Source organism: Paenibacillus lutimineralis, from assembly GCF_003991425.1.
GTDB lineage: Bacteria > Bacillota > Bacilli > Paenibacillales > Paenibacillaceae > Fontibacillus > Fontibacillus lutimineralis.
In genome coordinates, this window is sequence record NZ_CP034346.1 from 2,461,232 (window position 1) to 2,482,255 (window position 21,024).

Below are 21,024 nucleotides of genomic sequence, written 5' to 3' on the forward strand. Positions count from 1 at the left end.
AGTTTAGCTGAGAGAGTAGTCTAGTTCAGATATTATGCCTGAAATAGTCAGGACATACAGAGGGATGAATCTATAGGGGAACCTATACATGGGGACGGGTGTATTTGCTGTTCCGTAGGAATTATGAGACTCCAGTTTATTTTGGGATACGTAATTTCTGTGATTTTCATTCCGTATGCCTGTCGGCATCGTACAGGACAGACGTCACTTCATACTGCGAATCTAAGTAACCTCTACTTCGGTAGAGGTTTTTTTGTTTTCAATAAAGAGGAAGTTCAAAAAGTCCACTTTTGATAAGAAAACCTGATCGAGGCTAGTTTCAAGGATGAGCGACCGCGTTCAAAGGTAGGTTTTCTTGCGATATAGAATTTCATCAACTCCGTTGATAACTTATAAATTCTATATCTAACACGAAGTTACAACTGAAAGTTTTTTCGGCATCGAATCTTGAATTCAGCCGGGCCTAAGCAAATGCTTACGAAGTCATGTTTCCTACGGAAACATCTTAGGTGCTCACGTACCCACTACGTACGCTGCGCTCCTCACGCCCTAGCTTCATCCAACCTTCTCGGTGCTGAAAATCGGACTTTTTGAACAACTCGTATTACAAAAGATGAAAAGAAGGAAGTGATCGAGCATGACAACCCCACAGGTTGAGCAGGTGATTGCAATGGCAAAAGACTATAATTTGATTCCGATCGTACGCACATTGCTGGCGGATATGGAGTCGCCTATCCGTATTTTCCGGCGGATCGCCGAGCGGGAACGGGCATTTTTGCTGGAGAGTGTAGAGGGTGGTGTGAACTGGGCGCGCTATTCCTTCATCGGCAAAGATCCGTTCATGATGATTACCGCTAAGAAAGGCCAGCTAGTTGTAGAGCGCGGCGGCGTCAAGGAGCAGAAACAGTCACAAAAACCTGTGGAGGAGCTTCGCTCTATCCTAAGGGGATTCCGTAGCCCGATGCTTCCAGAACTGCCCCCTTTCACCGGAGGAGCTATTGGGTTCTTTGGATATGATCTGCTGCAGTATTATGAGAAGCTGCCGGAGCACCGGATCGATGATCTCAATATGAATGACTTGCAGTTCATGTTCTGCGATCAGATTATCGTCTTCGATCACGTGAAGCAGCGCATTCTGCTGATTTCCAATGTGCATGTCAAAGATGGAGCTCTCGAGGAAGATATACGCAGGGCTTACCAGGAGGCGGAGCTTAAGCTTGATGAAGCAGATGTATTTCTGCAAGATGAGGACCCGGCCGAGAAGTTCAATCGGCAGCCGATTCCCGCGCAAGTAGAGCTTGGGGATGTTCGTTCCAATCTGACGAAGGAACAGTTCATAGCGAACGTCGAGAAGGGCCGGGAGTATATCCGAGCCGGAGATATATTTCAAGTTGTATTATCGCAGCGGTTCCATATTGAGACAGAGGTCGATCCGCTGCATGTGTATAGAGTTCTGAGGACGCTGAATCCCTCGCCGTATATGTATTATCTCAAGATGGACGACGAGATTATCGTCGGAACATCGCCTGAGGTGCTAGTGAAGGTGGAGGGAGACCGGGTAGAGACACGGCCAATAGCTGGCTCGAGACCGCGTGGTGCTACCACTGCGGAAGATCTGGCACTCGAGGCCGAGCTGCTGCAGGATGAGAAGGAACGGGCAGAGCATCTGATGCTGGTTGATTTGGGACGTAATGATCTCGGCAGAGTATCGGAGTTCGGTAGTGTGAAGTGTGAGTCCTATATGAATATTGAACGCTATTCGCACATCATGCACATGGTCTCCAAGGTATCCGGCAAAATACGGAGCGACAAGGACTTTTTCGATGCCTTTCTGTCCTGTATGCCGGCGGGAACCGTATCAGGCGCGCCGAAGCTGAGAGCGATGGAGATCATCGCCGAGCTAGAGCAGCAGGCAAGAGGAACCTATGCTGGAGCGATCGGCTATCTTGGGTTTTCAGGCAATATGGATTCTTGCATTACAATTCGGACGATCGTATTCAAGAACGGCAAGGCTTATGTGCAGGCCGGGGGCGGGATCGTATGGGACTCGGTGCCGGAGAACGAATATCAGGAATCAGTGAATAAGGCGAAGGCGTTGTTAACGGCAATTCGGATGGCTGAGCAGATGTTTCCGATGCAAGAGAAGGATGAAGCGGTGATCAATCAGGATTATTTATATGAATATACGCCTGCGGGGCTAAGAAGGGAGTAGAGAGGATGAACGGACAACATATTGTGCAATCTGGATTGCAACGGGTTATTGCCGGCCAACATTTGGCGCGGCAAGAAGCGAAGGAAGTCATGGAAGTCATTATGAGCGGAGAATCGACCCCGGCGCAAATTGGCGGCCTTCTGACGGCTTTGAGAATTAAGGGTGAGACGATCGAAGAAATTACTGGATTTGCCGAGGCTATGCGCTTGCAGGGGAACCGGATGTACACAGAGTCAACTCGGTTGTTGGATACTTGCGGTACTGGCGGCTCTGGTATTCACAAATTCAATATTTCAACGACATCAGCCATTGTTGCCGCATCGGTGTCTGTTCGCGTAGCCAAGCACGGCAACCGCTCTGCTTCTGGCCGCGCTGGCAGCGCGGATGTGTTAGAAGCGCTCGGAGTGAACATCCATCTGGATGCAGAGCAGGCGAAGCGCTGTCTCGACCAGATCGGAATCTGCTTCCTGTTCGCGCAGATTTATCATCCGTCGATGAAGTATGCGGCAGGGCCACGCAAAGAATTGGGAGTGCGGACAGTGTTCAACATGCTCGGTCCGTTGACGAATCCGGCCGGTGCTGACCGGCAAGTGCTGGGAATCTATGATGCCGACAAGACTCAGACGATTGCCAGTGTGCTTCGTGAGCTAGGTTCAAAGCGGGCACTTGTTGTAACGAGCCGGGAAGGGCTGGACGAGATCAGCATCTCGTCGCCAACCCTGATCTCGGAGTTGAAAGACGGAGAAGTGAATACCTATGAAATTCAGCCGGAAGATATCGGCTTAAAAGCATATCCGCTCACTGAAATGATGGGAGGAGATCCGGCTACGAACGCCGCGATTATCTCGCGGGTACTTCAAGGCGAGAAGGGGGCTTACCGAGATGTGGTGCTGGCGAATGCCGGAGCATGCATTTATGTGTCTGGCCTGGCCGACAGCATTCGTGAGGGTGTAGTCATTGCTGCAGAGTCGATCGATTCGGGGAAAGCATACAGCAAGCTGGAACAGCTTATTCATACAACGGAGGATTTAAGTTATGTATCTTGATAAAATCGTCGAGACGAAGAGACAGGAAGTTCAGAAGCTGACCGACCGATTAACACGAATGGAAGCAGAGCGGCAAATCAGTCTGCTTCCGCCAACCCGAGGATTTCATCAGGCGCTATCCGTGAGAAACAAGCGGGAAATAGGGCTGATCGCCGAGGTAAAGAAGGCATCGCCGTCCAAAGGGTTGATCCGTCCTGACTTTAATCCAGTGGAGATCGCGCGCAGCTATGAGTCTGCAGCAGCGGATTGTATTTCGGTCTTGACGGATGAGATCTACTTCCAAGGAAGCGGCTCATATTTGCAGCAAATCCGCGACCAAGTCAAGCTCCCGCTGCTGCGCAAGGACTTCATCATCGATGAAATGCAAATCTATGAGGCCAGGCTCCTCGGGGCGGATGCGATTCTACTGATTGCGGCAATTCTGGATGATGAACAGCTTCGCAGGTTTATGCAGACGGCTGCTGCACTGGATCTGGATGTTCTGCTTGAGGTTCATGATCGGAATGAAATGGAACGAGCCCTATCGCTAGGGAATGCCCTGCTTATCGGAATCAATAATCGTAACCTTCATACATTTGAGACGCGGCTTGAAGTAACGGCTGAATTGTCCTCCATGGTACCCGCGGAGGTGACACTCATCAGCGAGAGCGGAATTCGTACTCCGGAGGATGTGAAGTATTTGGCCCAGACTGGCGCAAAGGGGCTTCTCATTGGTGAGACGTTCATGAGACAGTCACATGTCGACCAAGCGGTGAATGAGTTGATGAGTGTGCTGGAGCAAGATGAGGTTGGGGCTGTCTTGCGGAAGGAGCGTTCTTGAAAATGAATGAAACTACAGTAAAAATATGTGGACTTCAATCCGTTGAAGTGCTAAAATCGATGATACATTTACCCGTAGATTATATTGGATTTGTCTTTGCCAAGAGCAAGCGGCAAGTGAGTGCTGACCAGGCGGCCGAGTTGGCGGCGCATCTTAAGGAATGGAAGACTTCAGAAATCCCAAAGAGCGTTGGCGTATTTGTAAACCCTGAGCTGGCGGAGCTGTCTGATATTGTGAAAACAGCTGGACTGGATGTAGTTCAATTGCATGGTAGCGAGAGTCCGGAGCTTTGCCAGGAGGTACGGGAACGACTAGGCGTTCAGGTGATCAAGGCCTTCTCCGTACTGGAGAGCGGACTACTCAGTGGAGAATTGAAGATCGAAGATTATGCAGGAGCCGTGGACGCTGTTCTGCTAGACACATATGACCCGATTTATGGCGGTGGTTCGGGGATATCTTTTGCCTGGGAGAAGGCTCTTCCTTATCAAGCTTGGGCCAAGGGGCAAGGTATTCCTTGCTGGATCGCTGGTGGACTGAATCCCGATAACATAACTGAATTAATGAAGAATACACACCCGGATGGTGTAGATGTGTCGAGCGGTGTGGAGATGAATGGAAGTAAGGATATAGATAAAATAACAGCATTCGTGGAGAGGGTGAAGGGGAAGATGGCACAAGTTCCTGATGAACACGGGCGGTTCGGTCCATTTGGCGGCCGTTATGTCCCGGAGACGTTAATGAACGCGCTAATTGAGCTTGAGGAGTCCTATAATCGATATAAGGATGATCTCGATTTTCAAACGGAAATTGCATATTTGCTGAAGCAGTATTCAGGAAGGGAGACCCCGCTGTATTATGCGGAGCGACTAACCGAAAGCCTCGGCGGTGCGAAGATCTACTTGAAGCGCGAGGATTTGAACCATACTGGAGCCCATAAAATTAACAATGCGATCGGCCAGGCGATCCTGGCAAAACGGATGGGGAAGAAAAAAGTCATAGCCGAGACCGGCGCGGGCCAGCACGGAGTAGCTACGGCTACGGTTGCAGCACTGCTCGGACTAGAGTGTAAGGTATTCATGGGAGAAGAAGATACGAAGCGTCAACAGCTTAATGTGTTTCGCATGAAGCTGCTCGGCGCGGAGGTCGTGCCAGTTATGTCTGGAACACGCACTTTGAAGGATGCTTGTAATGAGGCGCTGCGTTACTGGGTCAGCCATGTCGAGGACACCTTCTATATTCTTGGATCGGCAACTGGACCGCATCCGTATCCGATAATGGTCCGTAATTTCCAGCGAATCATCGGTGATGAGACACGTCGCCAGATACTAGACGCGGAAGGAAGACTACCGGATATGCTCGTCGCTGCGGTTGGCGGAGGCAGCAATGCAATCGGCATGTTCTATCCTTTTATCGAAGATACGTCTGTACAATTGGTTGGTGCCGAAGCGGCGGGCAGAGGAACTGATACGGAATATCATGCGGCAACGATGACGAAAGGAAGCAAGGGTGTATTCCAGGGCTCTCTTAGTTATTTGCTGCAGGATGAATATGGACAGGTTAAACCGGCGCATTCAATCTCCGCTGGTCTCGATTACCCGGGCATCGGCCCGGAGCACTCCTATCTGAAGGATATTGAGCGGGCGCGGTACTATCCTATTACCGACAAGGAGGCGCTAGATGCTCTACAGCTATTGAGCAGAACAGAAGGAATTATTCCTGCGCTGGAATCGGCACATGCTGTGGCACAAGTTATGAAGATGGCGCCGGAAATGAGCAGTGAACAGATTATCGTAATCTGTCTGTCAGGGCGCGGAGATAAGGATGTGGACTCAATTATGGCTTACACTGAAGGGGGAGCTGCGCTATGAAGTCTGCGGAAATGAATCTGATGGATCAGACCTTTGCCCAGCTTCGTAAGGAAGGCAAAGCAGCACTGATGCCGTTCATTACAGTTGGTGATCCTGATGTGGAGACAACTTTGGAAATATTAAGAGAGGTCGAGCTGGCCGGTGCGAACATCGTTGAGCTAGGCGTCCCCTATTCCGATCCATTAGCTGATGGTCCTGTCATACAGCGGGCATCAGAGCGTGCGCTGACCCATCATGTTACGATTGAGACTTGCATCGAGGTAGCCCGCCTGGCTAGAGACAGCGGCATTCAAATGCCAATCGTATTATTCACTTATTTCAATCCGGTCCTGCAGACTGGATTCGAACGCTTCTTCCAACTCGTGCAGAAGGCAGGAATTAGCGGACTTATCATCCCTGATTTGCCGTACGAGGAATCCGAGGAGATTTTGCATCTAGCGGATGAAGCGAATGTTCATCTTGTGCCACTAGTTGCTCCCACCTCGAATGAACGGATTCATCGCATTGTTTCCCGGGCCCGCGGATTCATTTATTGCGTGTCCTCACTCGGCGTTACGGGAGAAAGAGCTTCTTTTGCCCAAGGTGTGGATGATTTCATCAAGACTGTGAAGGAAGGTACCGATCTTCCTGTCGCCGTCGGCTTCGGCATTTCGAGCCGAGAGCAGGCTCAGCATTTTGCCGAGTTTTGTGATGGAGTTGTCGTCGGTAGTGCGATTGTGCGCAAGATCGAGGAAGCATTGCCATTATTACAGAGTGAAGCGACGAAGGAGCAGGGCTTGTTGCAAATTCGTGACTTTGTGGCAAAATTAAGAGTGTAAATTTCATTTGGAACGAAGGAGGAGAAATACATGCTGCCAAAACCGCAAATCGTGAACCTCCCGGTCTATCAACCTGGTAAGCCGATCGAGGCAGTCAAGCGGGAGCTTGGCCTTACAGAAGTAATCAAGCTCGCATCGAATGAGAATCCATATGGCTGCTCCCCTCGCGTTCGTGAAGCGATCGAAGCGGAGCTTGCTAATATCAGCATTTATCCTGATGGAAGTGCGGTGGAATTAACCGAAGAATTAGCGAGTCATCTGGGGGTACATTCGAATCAAATTATTTTCGGATGTGGTTCGGATGAGATTATCGCCCTGATTACCAGAGCTTTCTTCCTTCCGGGAGACGAGACCATTATGGCGGATCAGACTTTCTCCGTCTATAAGAGCAATGCCGATATCGAAGGCGCAGTCAGTATCGAGGTTCCTCTACAAGCAGGAACGCATGATCTGGAAGCAATGCTTCAGGCAGTTAATGATCGGACCAAGGTTGTATGGATCTGCAACCCTAACAATCCGACAGGGACTATTGTGCCTGAAGCGGATTTGATCGCCTTTATGGATCGGATTCCTGGTCAAGTACTGGTCGTGCTGGACGAAGCATATGCCGAGTACGTTACTGATCCGTCTTATGCAGATGGTATCCGGTTGTTGGATAAGTATCCGAATTTGGTTGTGCTTCGCACGTTCTCCAAAATTTACGGCCTGGCATCCCTGCGCATCGGGTATGGTGTGGGTCAGCCTGCAGTCATCAAACTGATTAATCAGGTACGTGAGCCATTCAACACCTCGCGGATCGGTCAGGCCGCAGCGAGAGCATCGATTGCAGACCACCAGTTCGTAGCGGAATGCCGCGAGAAGAATGCCAAGGGAATTGAATACTTAAATGGAGAATTCGACCGTCTGAAGTTGTCTTATTTCCCGGCTCATGGCAATTTCATTATGGTTGATGTGGAGACACTGTCACAGGAGATGTTCCAGGAGTTGCTTAAGCTGGGAGTCATTGTGCGCGGCGGCTTCTCTAAATATCCGAATTCCATTCGGGTAACGGTTGGCTCAGAGAGCCAGAATCAGAAGTTTATCGCAGCTCTGGAGCAGGTGCTTCAGCAGCGTAAGGTACGAGTCTAGCGGGTGTATGCATCTAGCCATAAATGACCTCAATGAGCTTTGACAAGTATCCTGTTTATGATGAAGTAAATAATCTTAGTAGAAGTTGAGTGAAAATTTATGACTACAAAAATTGCAATATTTGGTGTTGGATTGATTGGTGGGTCTCTGGCCCTCTGTTTTCGCGGCAAGCCAGGGATTGAGGTTGTTGGCCATAGCCCCCGCTCCGGATCGCTTGAGGTGATGCTGGACCGGGGGGTTGTGGATTCGGCGACCCTCTCTATGGAAGAAGCAGTGCGTGACGCCAACTTTATATTTTTATGTGTGCCAGTAGGCAATCTGGAAGAGTACCTGGAGAAGCTGTATGCACTGCCGCTTAAGCCAGGCTGTATTATTACTGATGTAGGCAGCACGAAGGCTTCGATTGCTGCTGCGGCAGAGAAACTGTCGCGACCGGACGTGTATTTCATCGGCGGCCATCCAATGGCCGGCTCTGAGAGATCTGGTGTAGAGGCGGCCTCGACACTGCTGTTCGAGAATGCTTACTATGTTCTAACGCCGGCAACCGGTGTTCCAGACGAGGCTTACGCCAAACTGGAGGAACTCCTGCTATATACAAGGGCGCAGGTCGTGCGGGTTAATCCTGCTCAGCATGACGAGATTGTTGGTGCGATTAGTCACTTGCCGCATATTATCGCAGTAGCGCTCGTGAATCAGGTGTGCGATTACAATGCCTCCAATGGCTTGTACCGGACCCTTGCAGCAGGCGGATTTCGCGATATTACGCGGATTGCTTCCAGCGATCCGATGATATGGCGTGATATTCTGCTAAGCAATCGCGACGTGGTGCTATCGCTGCTTAAGGATTGGAATGACGAGATCGGTGGCTTTATATCCATGCTGGAGGACAGGAATGGGGAGGGAATTGTCGATTCCTTCGTCAAAGCAAACCGATTCCGCAGCGAGCTTCCAGAGCGACGCAAAGGCATGATCTCCTCGTTGTTCGATTTGTATATCGATGTCCCAGACCATCCGGGGATTATCGGACAGATTACGACGGAGCTTGGTGATCAGAACATTAACTTGAGTAATATTCAGATTATCGAGAGCCGTGAGGATGTGCCTGGACTGCTGCATTTATCCTTCCGTCAGGAGAGCGCTATGGAGCGAGCTAAAGAGCATCTGCAATCGATGGGCTATGCTGTATATGTCTGATCACTATTCTTATATACTTAAACGGTAAGCGGGGTCTTCATGGCCCCGCTTTTTGATTTTAATAATACTTATAAGTTCAAGCGGTCTAAAATAGATAAAAAAAACGCCACTTCGTAGTTGAAGTGACGCATGCTCACTAACGAGCAACAGATATTGGATAGGAGTGGAGAGAAACCATACTGTGCTTTTATTATAATGTATCCGTTTTCATTCTGTCAACACATTTTTTTAGCGCTTTCATTGTAGATTAACTACAAATTTTCCCTTTTACTATGGGATGCCATTAGGTCCCATTCTGTAATTTCGCGAACACGACGAGCCGCATTTCATGTTCTTTTTTCTTGCGGCTATATTTTCCTGTACAAGTAATCAGATTGAGCCTGTGTTCATCCGTATCGCCAAAAATTCTTTCAAGCGGGGCTTCAGCCGTAATGAAGGACTCGACGCTTTCAACTACATAGGTTAGTCGTTGCCCTGTCTTATTAGATACGATGATGGTATCGCCTGGACGCAGTTTCTTCAAATTAAAGAAGATAGCCGGACCCGTATAGCTGTCTACATGTCCGTCCATAATGACGTTCCCTTTGGCTCCGGCAAGAACGCCTGGCTGAAGAATGCCGACGATTTCAGTATCCTTTGGCACATCCATCCGTCCATCCTCTGTAACACCCACCGGCATAATCTGTGCAAAGACATTAATGCTTGGAATATACAGATGATTGGGCAGGAATGGATCAATAGGGGCAGTATGTACGGCGTCTTCGGATGTCTTTTCTAGATGATTAGGCCGTATGATTTCGCTGTTGGATTCAGATTGTGTTGAAGTCTGTGGAAGATCGGTTTGTTTCTCCGCTTTGTTCCTCATCTCTGGCGCAGAACAGCTCGAGCAGGCTAAGGCTATAAGCATTGTAATGATCGTAAGTTTCCATCGTAGCATTGTCATCTTGATAAATATAGAAAGAGGGGAATCCCCCCTCTCTCAGCTCCTCTATTCTGTTTGTTCGCTAGCGCCGCCAAAGCCTGAGCGAGGCATTTCAGTAGCCTTAGTCTTGATGCTCTTAGCCTTGTGGCTCTTTGCATGCACTTTGTGTTTGTGTGCTTTTTCCTTATGCACCGATTTGGTATGCATCTTGTGCTCATGGGCTTTGGTTTGATGAGCAGGAGCCGCACCAACAGCTGATGCGAAGGAAAGCAGAAGAGTTGCGGAAAGCAGGACAGCAGATAGTTTTTTCATGGCTTTTTCCTCCGAATTGATATTTTATTCCCCGGGAATTATCGTCCCCAAAAATGACTTATATATATATGGGAAAATACGGTGGCAGTTAAAAGCTAGTTCGAATTTTGAGTATATCTTGACGGAAAACGGGACACATTGATCTTAAATAATATCCGTGAAGGGGAATCAGCATGATATACATTTACAACTGTTACGGGGGGACTCATACCTCGGCCTTAGCCGCGGCTTATCATTTGAATCGACTCCCACGAGACCGCAAACCTTCTAAGGAGGAAATTCTGAATACGTACATGTTCGATAAACTGCTCCCACAGGAACATGGAAAATTGATTCATCATGGTAAGGACGATCAAGGAAATGATATTTTCAGTGTAGGGAGGGGCAATTCCAAAGCGGTTATTCCGGCGATCTCCAGCTCATTCCAACTGTTGGAAGATAAAGAAGAACTGTCGGAGAAGGTTGTTTTGTCCAACACTTCACCAACAGTCCCTTTGATGATGACAATCGGGGGATTCTGTTCAAGACAACTTAAATTAACGACTCTTGGCCGGGCACTACTGGTGCTGGGGGCTCAGCAGACCTATAAAAATATAATACAGGTGGTTGAGGTAACGACCCGAGCAGGCGCTACTTCTTCTTCAAAAGTAGAGGTGTTGAACAATAAGGAAATAAAGCCCTAAGATGCACAGACAGCTTAAACAGGAGTTGGTCCGGAAGTGAAATTGGCAATCTCCGTCGATCCGAAGAACAACAAGCTGATAACGATGATCAAGATCACAAGCTCAGCAAATCTTTCGCCATCAAACTCTTCCATCTCTAAAGCCCCCTTTACGTCATACTGACAAACTGTGCTCATTTAATCCGTCATTTTCTTCATCGCGGCAAATACGTCATTTAATGTAAGATCACCGTTGCTCTGAAAAAATGAGACCAGCGTATCTATGTTCGATCCGTTGCCGGAGCTGAGTGTTTTGTATTGGCCAATCAAGCTGATGACGACAGATGCTTCTCTGAACAATTCGACTGAGTCGACCTTTAGTTTACCTGTTAATAGCAGGGCGGCAACAGCGGCTTCAATGCTCCCGGGCTTTTGCTGTTTCGATTTGGAAGATTTGCTGTTTGAATTGCTGTTTGAATTTCCGTTTTTAGAGCTGCCATTTCTGGCTTTGTTGCTTTTGCCGGGAGAAGACATATTATTACCTTCTTCCGTATGTGAAATTAGAAAATGTCTATAAAAGTAATTTATGCCGCGATGAGGGTTAGTGTTATCCTATTCGACTACATGACGTTGTTTTAGCCCGGACATATTTTTATCCAACCTTCTTCTATGGTATAATATTGAAGGATTGCAATATGAATTGATAATGACGCCATCATATGGATGTTTTTTTATAATTACATAAGCAAACCGCAACTTTTTTAATCCTGTTCGGTAATAATGTATAAGAATCGAACGGGGATTAAGCGCATGGACGGGCGAGGAGGTTCGCACTTAAATGACGGATTCCCAGATGATTCGTGAGATAAAAGAAGGCAATACCGAGTTATATTCAGAGTTGATGCGAAGGTATCAACGCAAAATTTTGGCATTTGTATACCACATGCTGAAGAGCGCTCAATTGGAATTATTGGCAGAGGATATTTGTTCTGAGACTTTTTATAAAGCATTTCGAAGTTTGCACTCTTTCCGTGAAGTAGATGCTTCCTTCTCTACCTGGCTTTATACGATTGCAAGAAATACCGTTCTTAGTGAATTACGTAAGCAGCGAAGCGGGAATGTGCCGTTAGAGGAGAGTGGATACATACCTGTTGCTCCGCACGAGCTTGTTCCTGAACAGGCGATTCTGCGCAATGAACGTGTTGGCCTTGTTCGCGAAGCAATTAACAATCTTCCGGAAAAGCAGCGATCGGCTCTAATATTACGTGAGTACGATCAACTGGACTATCAGGAAATCGCCTGCATTCTCGGTCAAAGTGTAAGTGCTGTGAAATCCTTGTTGTTCCGGGCACGCAGCAGTGTAAAAAGTCAGCTTGAACCCTATTTCTATGAGCCGAGCTACGAGCATTATGAAGGGATGAAAAGCAGATGAATTGTAGAGAGGCGGAGCAGTTATTTCCACTACTTTCGGATCTTCCGAAGGATGATCCTCTTAGACAAATGCTGGAGTGGCATGTTTTAGGCTGTGAAACCTGTGCAGTTGAATATCGTTTCTGGCAGGAAAGTCTAGAAGCGGTTCATGATCTGCCGTTTGAGATTACTGAAGAACAGGCCGAGTCTGTGAATCGCAAGGTAATGGATAGAATTTACTCGGAATCTCCCTGGCTTGCTCCAGATGTTCGGGACCCCGGATTTCATAAACGGATTAGCAGGCGTGTCTCATTATGGGCAGCATGCTTCCTCATGGTCTTCCTATGCAGCACGTTGCTGTTCGTGATGGGTGGAAAATTGGAAGAGGACTCGAAGTATGAATCTTTGACCGGAGTTCTACCGACTGCGGTGGCTGCAACCGACAGTGAGAAGATGAGCAATATCTCCTTCAGCCTGCCAACCGAAGTTCGTGGGATTGCAGATCCGTTCGTAGTGCAGATGGGCCCGACTTATCCACAATATTGGATGTACTTATCGATGGGGGGCATGGTTCTTGCCATCGTGTCCTGGAAGGGCGTTCGCCGTTCCAAGAGATAGCGTGAGATTTGATAGGCGCTTCTTCCCCGGAAGAAGTGTTTATCTTTTTTTATAAGGAAGTTCAAAAAGTCTACTTTTGATTACGAAGTAAAACTGAGAGCATATTCGACATAGAATCTTGAATTTAGCCGGGCCAAGTATATGCTTACGAAGTATGTTTCCTTCAGAAACATCTCAGGTGCTCACGTTCCCAAAACGTACGCTCTGCTCCTTTCGTCCCTAGCTTCATCCAACTGAAGCGTTTTGAAAAAACGCACTTCGGAAGCGTGAGCTTCGGTACTGAAAACTGAACTTTTTGAACATTTATTAGAATACTCTTTATAGACATTCATTTGGGAGGTTGACTATGTTAGTTGGCTTGATACGTCATGGATTAACAGACTGGAATAAGATCGGGAGAATTCAAGGGCAGAGTGATATTCCCCTTAATGAAGAAGGGCGCAGTCAGGCGAGGAAGTTAGCGGAGCGGCTGCTTACGGACCAGGAGTATAAATGGGATTTTGTCATTACAAGTGGGTTATCTAGGGCTCAAGAGACAGGGGAGATAATTGCCAAAACTCTGAATATTCCGTTATATGATCCGGATTCGAGACTGGTTGAGAAGGCTTTTGGCCAAGTAGAGGGGTTAACAGCCGAAGAGCGGGAGACGCTCTGGGGGGTGGATTGGAAGCAGCTAGATCTTGGTCAGGAGAGCGATGAAGCTATTCAGGAGAGAGCTTTGTCGTTCTTGAAGGAGATAGGGGAGAAGTATAGCGATAATAATGTACTTGTAGTCTCTCACGGTGGTTTGCTGGCCCAGCTGTTTACAGTTCTTTATCAGAATAAGTGTACGGAGCGTATCGGTAATCTGTCCTTAACTATACTGGAGAAGAATGATCACAATTGGGATATGCGCCTCTATAATTGCACAGGCCATCTTGAAGATATGTGAGTTTTTAATGACCTGTAACATATGAGACCGGCCCAAAAGGGCTGGTTTTTTTGGTATGAAGGAATAATTACCGTCAAATTTCCCATAATGGTATTAAAACGGCGAGGCGGTAACCTATGAATCTGGCGGATATGCTAACTTATGCTGATATTGCGCAGCTCAGCAGAATAGCGAACCATTATCGGTGCGATTGCAACGGAAACTCCAAGCTTGAACTGATTCAGTCCATCCTGCAGACGGTAGGGCGGCGCGGCTTCATCGAGCATCATCTAGACGGAATGAGCATGGAGGATTTACGCTTCTTGAACGCTCTTCTGTTCGATGGCCGCAAGCAATTCAGTCTTGAGGATTTACTGGCTTGTGCCAAGCAGTCGCGAGTCAAGGCCGAGCGTGATCAGGAGCAAGAGCGGGAGAATCCGCGCGAGGTTATATCCCGTTTCAGACAGCGTGCCTGGCTTTTCCAGGGAGCAACTCCTGCAACACGTTACTTGTTCGAGGTGCCTGATGATCTGCGTCGTAGGTTTCGCGAGGTACTTGAGAGGCGTATTAAGTCGGAGGTTACCCAGGCAGAGCAAGAACCTGTACTATATCGGGAAGAGCCTGCGCTTATGTCGACCGATCTGCTGTTGTTCCTTGAATATGTCAAGAATCATAGTGTCGCTCTTAATGCAGAAGGTGTGATGTATCGGCGCAGCCAAATGCAGATCATGGAGATGCTGCATGTAAGTGAACCGCTCGTTGGCAAAGGCTGGAGGTTTGGCTATGGCCGCCGATTCAAGGATTATCCGAGCCGTTTCTCATTGCTATATGACTATGCCTATCATATCCGTCTAATTAAAGAGGAAGGCGACAGCCTCAGGCTAACCTCGACAGGCCTAGCCTATCTCAAGGAAGAACATCGTGAAGCGATGTTACAGGTCGTTGCCTTCTGGCTGAGACTGTACAAAATACCGATCCCGAACCTTCTCTCGATTATCTATTGGATCGAACGATCTTCTGCAGACTGGGTTAGTGTGGCGTCATTGTATCAGAAACTGGGGTCTCTAATAGCTCCTTTCTTCTATGATACTCCTGAATCGATATTCGAAGAGCGGATTCTACGCATGATGCTTCATCTGGGAATGATCCGTATCGGAGAGAATGAAGATGGAGAACGGTATGTTCAAACAACTGGATTTGGCAAGATGGCAATTAAGCAGTTGCATAAGGACTAAGTAAGGTAATACTTAGGTTCGTTGACAATAGTGTACCTAATTGCTACAATCACTCCCAACTAAACGGCGGGAGAGTGATTCGTAGTGCTGATTGAATACCTGGGAAGAAGACCAAATCTGGATTCATCGGTATTTGTGGCTGAAGGAGCGAAGGTCATCGGTGAAGTAACGGTAGGTAAGGATTCAACAATATGGTACAACGCGGTGCTCCGCGGAGATCTAGCGCCAATCATGATCGGTGATCGATGCAATATTCAGGATGGTGTCATCGGGCATGTTAATACCGATCAGCCGCTCATTGTTCAGAGTGAGGTATCTGTAGGCCATGGTGCGATTATTCATGGCGCAACGATAGGCCAAGGTACATTAATCGGGATGGGGGCAATCGTCTTAAACGGCGCTGAAATCGGTGAATATGCTTTAGTAGGAGCAGGATCTTTAGTAACAGAGAATACGAAAATCCCACCCTATACTCTTTCTCTAGGCACTCCTGCAAGAGTCGTACGTGAATTAACAGAAGATGACTTGCTTAGAATGAAACGGACGATGGAAAGTTATGTAGTGAAAGGCAAAGAATATAGGATCTCATGACAATGTATTGGAGGTGCATCCTATGGATCAAATGAAGGTTACTTATGAAGCGATGCTCAGTTTGGCGGCAGAGATGGTCTGGGATGAAGCGCTGCGCAAGCACCGGTCGGAGCAAATATATAGCGAGATTGATTCTGCCCTGGCCAAAGGCGATGAGGTGGCCTTCCGACTTCTTACGGATGAACTGAGGACATTGGATCATTAGAAGGAAATGCCGCGCGGCATTTCCTTTTGTTTTGCTGAAGGAGTGAAGCTGTCCCTATCCTCTTAATAATGCGGCTTCAAACAGACAATTAATGGATTAAGGAAAATCCACCCTTTAAATGTGACATCTCTGTGACTATAATAGGAGTGATACTAGGGGAGGAATGGAGCATGAAATTTAGTGAAATTGGGTCATCTGCCTGGGAGGAATTGCGTCCTTATCTCGACACCTGCCTAATTCCAGTTACTGCTCTTACAGGAACGGAGCAGCCATTTGAAGTGACGGGCAAATTGGAACGGCTACGGGATATTATGGATTGCATCGAGAATCCGTTCAAAGGCAGGGTCGTTACATATCCAGCTTTTCAATATGGGGATACACAGATCGCGGAGCTTATCAACGACGTATGTCGCAACATCAAATTATCCGGTTTCAAATATGCTATTGTCATATCGGCCGATGCGACGTGGGCGGCTGAAGCGTTGGTCGATGTGGATCTTATTGTGACGGCACAGAATTTTCCTGGATATAAGACACCCGAGGGAGCAGAACGAATTAGACAAGTTGTTCAAGCACTTTGGCAAAGTTCCGGAACTATTCAATTGTGACAAATTATCGACATTTTAATGACGAACCTACTGTTTATCCTTGGAAAATATGTGTCAAATTCTTGACGCTCTCAAAACGCTAATATATTATTAAACTGACTTACATATTCATGTGATTATTGTCATTGAAAAGGGAAGATCATTAAAGATCAATTGGCGAAAAAGGGGGTTGAAGACATTATGAGCAATCAGCATGACGAGCATGAATCGTCGCATAAACCGCCCATCCGTAAGGAAATGTCCAGGCGGCAGTTTCTTACATACACATTGGGAGGCGCTACCGCATTTATGGTAGGCGGAGTGACGCTTCCGATGGTTCGTTTTGCCGTAGATCCGATTTTGCATAAAAAGGGCGAGGGCGCCTTCATTAAAGTGGTCGAAGCCAGCAAAATAACGAATGAGCCGCAGGAGTTCAATTTTGAACTTCCACAGCAGGATGGTTGGTATTCCAGCATCGCCTCGCTCACGGCATGGATTCGTAAAGACGAGAGCGGTAAAATTTATGCGCTTTCACCGATTTGTAAACATCTGGGGTGTACGGTCGGATGGAACAGTGACAAAAATTTTCCTAACGAATATCACTGTCCTTGTCATGGGGCGCATTACACGCAGGACGGCAAACAGCTTGCCGTTGCACCGAAGCCGCTGGATGAGTACAAGGTTATGTTGAAAGATGATTGGGTTTATCTCGGCGACATTGTCGCCAATACAAGAGTGAAGTAAGGAGGCGTAGATTCGGATGTTTAAGAATGTATATAACTGGATTGACGAACGTCTCGATATCACGCCGATCTGGAGAGATGTTGCTGACCATGAAGTACCAGAGCATGTTAACCCGGCGCATCATTTCTCTGCCTTTGTGTATTGCTTCGGCGGACTGACGTTTTTTATTACTGTGATCCAGATTTTGTCGGGAATGTTCCTGACGATGTATTATGTACCAGATATTAAGAACGCTTATGCCAGCGTTGAATATTTGCAAACCCAGGTTGCCTTTGGACAGATCGTTCGCGGGATGCATCACTGGGGAGCGAGCCTTGTTATCGTGATGATGTTCCTGCATACACTGCGGGTGTTCTTCACCGGCTCTTACAAAGCGCCACGGGAAATGAACTGGGTTGTCGGGATGCTGATCTTCTTCGTTATGATCGGTCTCGGTCTGACGGGTTATTTGCTGCCATGGGATAACAAGTCCTATTTCGCAACCAAGGTTACGCTAGAAATCGCCAATTCAGTTCCGGTGCTAGGACCGATCATTAAGGAATTACTGCAGGGCGGAACCATTGTCGGTGCCGAGACGCTGACTCGCTTCTTCGCGATCCATGTCTTCTTCCTTCCGGCTGTATTGCTGCTCCTACTGGTAGGACATTTTATCATGATCCGCAGACAAGGGATCTCCGGACCTCTATAAAATGGTGTTCAAAAAGGCCCGGTTTTCAGCACCGAGAAGGTTGGATGAAGCTAGGGTCGAAAGGAGCGGAGCGTACGTAGTTTGTACGTGAGCACCGGAGGACCCGGCTGAATTCAAGATTCGATGCCGAGTTACTTCATGATTCACTTCGTGTTAGATATAGATTTTATAAGTTATCAACGGAGTTGATGAAATTCTATATCGCAAGAAAACCTACCTTTGGATCGCGGTCGCTCATCCTTGAATTGGCTTCGATCAGGTTTTCTTATCAAAAGCGGACTTTTTGAACTACCTCTATAAAATAAATGAAGGAAGGGAGGCATTTACATGGCTCACGGAGACAAATCGAAAGAAAAAGTCGTATATGTCGGTGATTCACGTGTTCGTAAAGGCGACGGTTTCGTTACACCTCCCGATTACACGGCTTATCCCGGGAAATCTGAAGCGTTTATTCCGAACTTTCTACTTAAGGAATGGATGGTTGGCGTTGTCGTACTCGTCGGGTTCCTCGTGTTGACGATTTCCGAACCGGCACCGCTCGGTTTTCCGGCTAACCCTAGTGCTCAGGTCATTCCAATGCCAGACTGGTACTTTCTGTTCCTGTATCAGTACTTGAAATATCCATATGCTTCTGGAGATTTTGTCGTTCTTGGAACGCTCGGGATTCCAGGTGTTGCCTTTGGTTCTCTATTGTTGGCTCCATTTCTTGACCGTGGTAAGGAGCGCAGATTCTATAAGCGCCCGATTGCTTCGTCATTGATGCTTCTGTCGATCGCATCGCTGGTCTATTTGACTAACTTCGCCTGGACTCACTATCAGAACGAGCTGAAGGCTGCTGGGCTTCAGCCGGAGCATATTCAGCGTGAAGAGCAGGCGCGCGAGAAGCGGGAGAAGGGGTTGCCAACTACGAACGTTACTCAAGACAAAGAGATCGCCATTGTTGATAAGGATGATCCGGCAATGGAGTCCTTTAAGAAGGCCACTTGTATCAGCTGTCACGGAGCTGATCTGAAGGGTGGCGGCGGCCCGTCACTGCGCGGTATTGGCGACAAGCATAATAAAGAAGAAATTCTAACTATTATTAAAGAAGGCTTTAACGGCAGAATGCAACCTATGTATGATACTGCGAAAGCAAATGGCTTAAGCGATGATGATATTGATCATTTGGCGGAATGGCTTGCGAAGCAGAAGGCCGAGGCAGTAAAATAGTAATAACTTGATGAGCCTGATCGTGAATACGATCAGGTTTTTACATATCTATCGGGCTAGTCCCGCCTAATGGGAGGAGATTGACGCTTGAGGCTGTCGACTTTATGGAGCAAATCCTTGCTCGGGAATAAATACATACTATGGTGTCTTTTCATTGTGAATCTGCTCGGTACGATCTATGGGTACATTTGGTACGATAATCAGCTACGAGAGACTTGGGCGACTCAGCCGCATTGGCTGATTGTATTTGTTCCAGACAGTCCTACAGCTAGTTTGTTTTTTACTTTAGCTTTATTGTTTCTATTGTTCCCCCAGAAGTTAGGAAAGTTCTATTTCATCCGAACGATTATTGAAGGATTGGCCGTCGTAACGAGCATCAAATACGGAATTTGGGCGGTTACGATTATATTTGCAGGAGCAGCCCAGGGAAATGTGCTGGTATGGCAGGATTGGATGCTGGTGGCATCCCATCTAGCTATGGCAGTTGAAGCTTTGCTATATGTTCGTCTGTTCAAATTTGGTTCATTAATGCTGATCGCTGCCTGGAGCTGGACAATATTGAATGATTTTATTGATTACAGCTTTGGGGTCTACCCCTGGTTGCCGGAAGTACTGTGGAATGATGTGAACGCGGTGATGATCTTCACCTTCGCGCTGACTTGCGCCAGCGCACTTGCTGGCTGGATTGCCCTCCGGGCAGCCAAACGATGGTAGAAAGCGTATAATAAGCTTCCATCATTTACTTCGTGTTAGATATAGAATTTATTCGTTATCAGCTACGCTGATGAAATTCTATATCGCAAGAAAACCAACCTCTGGATCGCGGTCGCTCATCCTTGAATTACATCGATCGGTTTTCTTATCAAAAGCGGACTTTTTGAACTACCTCTAGGTTCTAAGCTTGGACAGCCTGCCATAACATGATGGTAGGGAGGGATGTCCGTGAAATGGAAAGGATCTTGTCTATTAGCCGCCTTGTCAATTATCCTGCTGCTTCTGCAAGGATCCCAGGCTTATGCTGACGGGCTACCAGTCGCACAGGCCGCGGATATCAAAATAACGGAGCAAGAAAGGGCTGACAAGCTGCGGCAGTTGGAAACGGCTACGGAATTGCTGTATCAAGACATGCAGCAGGGGAATACGCAAAAAGCGAATCAGGATATGGAACAAGTCATTGACGCGCTGGAGCGCCTGTCTTTCAAGGGATTGACTTCAGTAGAGGGAATCCATGCTCTGGCTGAGAGCATTATGGATGTTAAAGAGACACTGGCCAAGGCTGTAGATGGACAAGAGGAGTGGATCAGCTCATCCGCGCGGCTTAGACTTGCCGTAAACAGCCTTACTCATTCAAAGCAGGCATTATGGCATCAGTATTACAAGGTACTTGGCGAGGATCTGCAGCGCATGAATCAGGCTCGTGCTGCTGGGAGCGGAGCTGCATTAAGAGAAGCTTATCTTAGCCTGAAGTCGCATTATGAATTAATTCGTCCAGCAGCAGTGATCCGTAAAGATATTACGGAGATCAGCCGTTTTGATTCGTGGTTGTATTATACGGATAGCTTGACGAAAGAGAAGGATGCAGATATGTCTGCGCTGGCTAGTGCTTTACAACAAGGAGAAGGGTTCATTAAGGAATTGTTCGGCAAAAAAGGAGATGAACCGGTCTTTCTACCGATTGGCGGATACGGAAATCCGTGGAACTGGAGTCTGCTGATCGGCGGCTGGATTCTGCTCGCCTTGTTCTATACGGCTTACAGGAAATATCGAGCGAGCCAAACCGTGATCTCGGTTCCTGGCAAGAACGAGAAGAACGATCGTTTTCGCTTCTAATTGATGAAAGAAGAGG

The 21,024-nt window shown here is 47.5% G+C and carries 23 protein-coding genes and 1 pseudogene; 21 read left to right on the forward strand and 3 right to left on the reverse strand.

Going from position 1 to position 21,024, the window contains the following annotated elements:
- The first annotated feature begins 637 nt into the window (after positions 1 to 637).
- The 8 genes and pseudogenes from trpE (at position 638) to EI981_RS10400 (ending at position 9,086) form a co-directional block, all read left to right on the forward strand.
- Positions 638 to 2,212 carry an anthranilate synthase component I gene (gene trpE, locus EI981_RS10370; RefSeq protein ID WP_126997838.1) on the forward strand — a complete coding sequence of 525 codons (1,575 nt, stop codon included), beginning with the start codon at positions 638 to 640 and terminating at the stop codon, positions 2,210 to 2,212.
- Positions 2,213 to 2,217: 5 nt separating this feature from the next.
- Entirely contained in the window at positions 2,218 to 3,258 is a 1,041-nt protein-coding gene (trpD, locus tag EI981_RS10375; RefSeq protein WP_126997840.1) for an anthranilate phosphoribosyltransferase, read from the forward strand.
- Positions 3,248 to 4,078 carry an indole-3-glycerol phosphate synthase TrpC gene (gene trpC / locus EI981_RS10380; protein ID WP_126997842.1) on the forward strand — a complete coding sequence of 277 codons (831 nt, stop codon included), beginning with the start codon at positions 3,248 to 3,250 and terminating at the stop codon, positions 4,076 to 4,078. Before trpD ends, trpC begins: the two co-directional genes overlap by 11 nt.
- A gap of 59 nt (positions 4,079 to 4,137) precedes the next feature.
- A pseudogene (locus EI981_RS29510) lies at positions 4,138 to 4,671 on the forward strand (phosphoribosylanthranilate isomerase); the annotation flags it as partial.
- A 75-nt stretch (positions 4,672 to 4,746) separates the two neighbouring features.
- Positions 4,747 to 5,946, forward strand: a complete 1,200-nt coding sequence (gene trpB, locus EI981_RS29515) for a tryptophan synthase subunit beta (protein WP_227011891.1) — start codon at positions 4,747 to 4,749, stop codon at positions 5,944 to 5,946.
- A gap of 11 nt (positions 5,947 to 5,957) precedes the next feature.
- Complete coding sequence (gene trpA, locus EI981_RS10390) at positions 5,958 to 6,764, forward strand: tryptophan synthase subunit alpha (protein ID WP_127004545.1); 807 nt, start codon at positions 5,958 to 5,960, stop codon at positions 6,762 to 6,764.
- A gap of 30 nt (positions 6,765 to 6,794) precedes the next feature.
- On the forward strand, positions 6,795 to 7,892 hold the full coding sequence (gene hisC, locus EI981_RS10395; RefSeq protein ID WP_126997846.1) for a histidinol-phosphate transaminase: 1,098 nt from the start codon (positions 6,795 to 6,797) through the stop codon (positions 7,890 to 7,892).
- A gap of 99 nt (positions 7,893 to 7,991) precedes the next feature.
- Positions 7,992 to 9,086: a prephenate dehydrogenase gene (locus EI981_RS10400; protein WP_126997848.1), complete on the forward strand. Its 1,095-nt coding sequence runs from the start codon at positions 7,992 to 7,994 to the stop codon at positions 9,084 to 9,086.
- Positions 9,087 to 9,369: 283 nt separating this feature from the next.
- On the opposite strand, the gene EI981_RS10405 is transcribed toward EI981_RS10400, so the two are convergent.
- Both EI981_RS10405 and EI981_RS10410 read right to left on the reverse strand, forming a co-directional pair.
- Positions 9,370 to 10,023 (reverse strand): class F sortase, encoded by a 654-nt coding sequence (locus EI981_RS10405; RefSeq protein ID WP_162616141.1) that lies wholly within the window; start codon positions 10,021 to 10,023, stop codon positions 9,370 to 9,372.
- Between the two features lie 51 nt (positions 10,024 to 10,074).
- Complete coding sequence (locus tag EI981_RS10410; RefSeq protein ID WP_126997852.1) at positions 10,075 to 10,320, reverse strand: hypothetical protein; 246 nt, start codon at positions 10,318 to 10,320, stop codon at positions 10,075 to 10,077.
- A gap of 173 nt (positions 10,321 to 10,493) precedes the next feature.
- Between EI981_RS10410 and EI981_RS10415 the strand changes: the two genes are divergently transcribed.
- Positions 10,494 to 11,003: a DUF3189 family protein gene (locus EI981_RS10415; protein WP_126997854.1), complete on the forward strand. Its 510-nt coding sequence runs from the start codon at positions 10,494 to 10,496 to the stop codon at positions 11,001 to 11,003.
- Between the two features lie 176 nt (positions 11,004 to 11,179).
- Here EI981_RS10415 and EI981_RS10420 read toward each other — a convergent pair whose 3' ends face one another.
- Positions 11,180 to 11,515 carry a hypothetical protein gene (locus EI981_RS10420; RefSeq protein WP_193556446.1) on the reverse strand — a complete coding sequence of 112 codons (336 nt, stop codon included), beginning with the start codon at positions 11,513 to 11,515 and terminating at the stop codon, positions 11,180 to 11,182.
- Between the two features lie 304 nt (positions 11,516 to 11,819).
- On the opposite strand from EI981_RS10420, the gene EI981_RS10425 reads away from it, so the two are divergent.
- From EI981_RS10425 to EI981_RS10480, 12 genes are all read left to right on the forward strand, one after another.
- On the forward strand, positions 11,820 to 12,413 hold the full coding sequence (locus EI981_RS10425) for an RNA polymerase sigma factor (protein WP_126997856.1): 594 nt from the start codon (positions 11,820 to 11,822) through the stop codon (positions 12,411 to 12,413).
- The gene (locus EI981_RS10430; RefSeq protein WP_126997858.1) at positions 12,410 to 13,009 is read left to right on the forward strand and encodes an anti-sigma factor; all 600 of its coding nucleotides are present in this window, start codon (positions 12,410 to 12,412) and stop codon (positions 13,007 to 13,009) included. Before EI981_RS10425 ends, EI981_RS10430 begins: the two co-directional genes overlap by 4 nt.
- Before the next feature lie 346 nt (positions 13,010 to 13,355).
- Positions 13,356 to 13,940 carry a histidine phosphatase family protein gene (locus EI981_RS10435; protein ID WP_126997860.1) on the forward strand — a complete coding sequence of 195 codons (585 nt, stop codon included), beginning with the start codon at positions 13,356 to 13,358 and terminating at the stop codon, positions 13,938 to 13,940.
- Between the two features lie 116 nt (positions 13,941 to 14,056).
- Positions 14,057 to 15,154 (forward strand): hypothetical protein, encoded by a 1,098-nt coding sequence (locus EI981_RS10440; protein ID WP_126997862.1) that lies wholly within the window; start codon positions 14,057 to 14,059, stop codon positions 15,152 to 15,154.
- 84 nt (positions 15,155 to 15,238) lie between these two features.
- Positions 15,239 to 15,745, forward strand: coding sequence for a gamma carbonic anhydrase family protein (locus tag EI981_RS10445; RefSeq protein WP_126997864.1), 507 nt, complete (start codon positions 15,239 to 15,241; stop codon positions 15,743 to 15,745).
- 22 nt (positions 15,746 to 15,767) lie between these two features.
- Positions 15,768 to 15,950, forward strand: coding sequence for an IDEAL domain-containing protein (locus tag EI981_RS10450; protein ID WP_126997866.1), 183 nt, complete (start codon positions 15,768 to 15,770; stop codon positions 15,948 to 15,950).
- 170 nt (positions 15,951 to 16,120) lie between these two features.
- Positions 16,121 to 16,558, forward strand: a complete 438-nt coding sequence (locus EI981_RS10455; protein ID WP_126997868.1) for a DUF2487 family protein — start codon at positions 16,121 to 16,123, stop codon at positions 16,556 to 16,558.
- Between the two features lie 180 nt (positions 16,559 to 16,738).
- Positions 16,739 to 17,281, forward strand: coding sequence for a Rieske (2Fe-2S) protein (locus EI981_RS10460; protein WP_193556447.1), 543 nt, complete (start codon positions 16,739 to 16,741; stop codon positions 17,279 to 17,281).
- Positions 17,282 to 17,297: 16 nt separating this feature from the next.
- Entirely contained in the window at positions 17,298 to 17,969 is a 672-nt protein-coding gene (gene qcrB, locus EI981_RS10465; RefSeq protein WP_126997870.1) for a menaquinol-cytochrome c reductase cytochrome b subunit, read from the forward strand.
- Positions 17,970 to 18,296: 327 nt separating this feature from the next.
- Positions 18,297 to 19,178: a menaquinol-cytochrome c reductase cytochrome b/c subunit gene (locus tag EI981_RS10470; RefSeq protein ID WP_126997872.1), complete on the forward strand. Its 882-nt coding sequence runs from the start codon at positions 18,297 to 18,299 to the stop codon at positions 19,176 to 19,178.
- Between the two features lie 87 nt (positions 19,179 to 19,265).
- Positions 19,266 to 19,892, forward strand: a complete 627-nt coding sequence (locus EI981_RS10475) for a DUF1405 domain-containing protein (RefSeq protein ID WP_126997874.1) — start codon at positions 19,266 to 19,268, stop codon at positions 19,890 to 19,892.
- A 222-nt stretch (positions 19,893 to 20,114) separates the two neighbouring features.
- Positions 20,115 to 21,008, forward strand: coding sequence for a sporulation protein YpjB (locus EI981_RS10480; protein WP_126997876.1), 894 nt, complete (start codon positions 20,115 to 20,117; stop codon positions 21,006 to 21,008).
- Positions 21,009 to 21,024 lie beyond the last annotated feature (16 nt).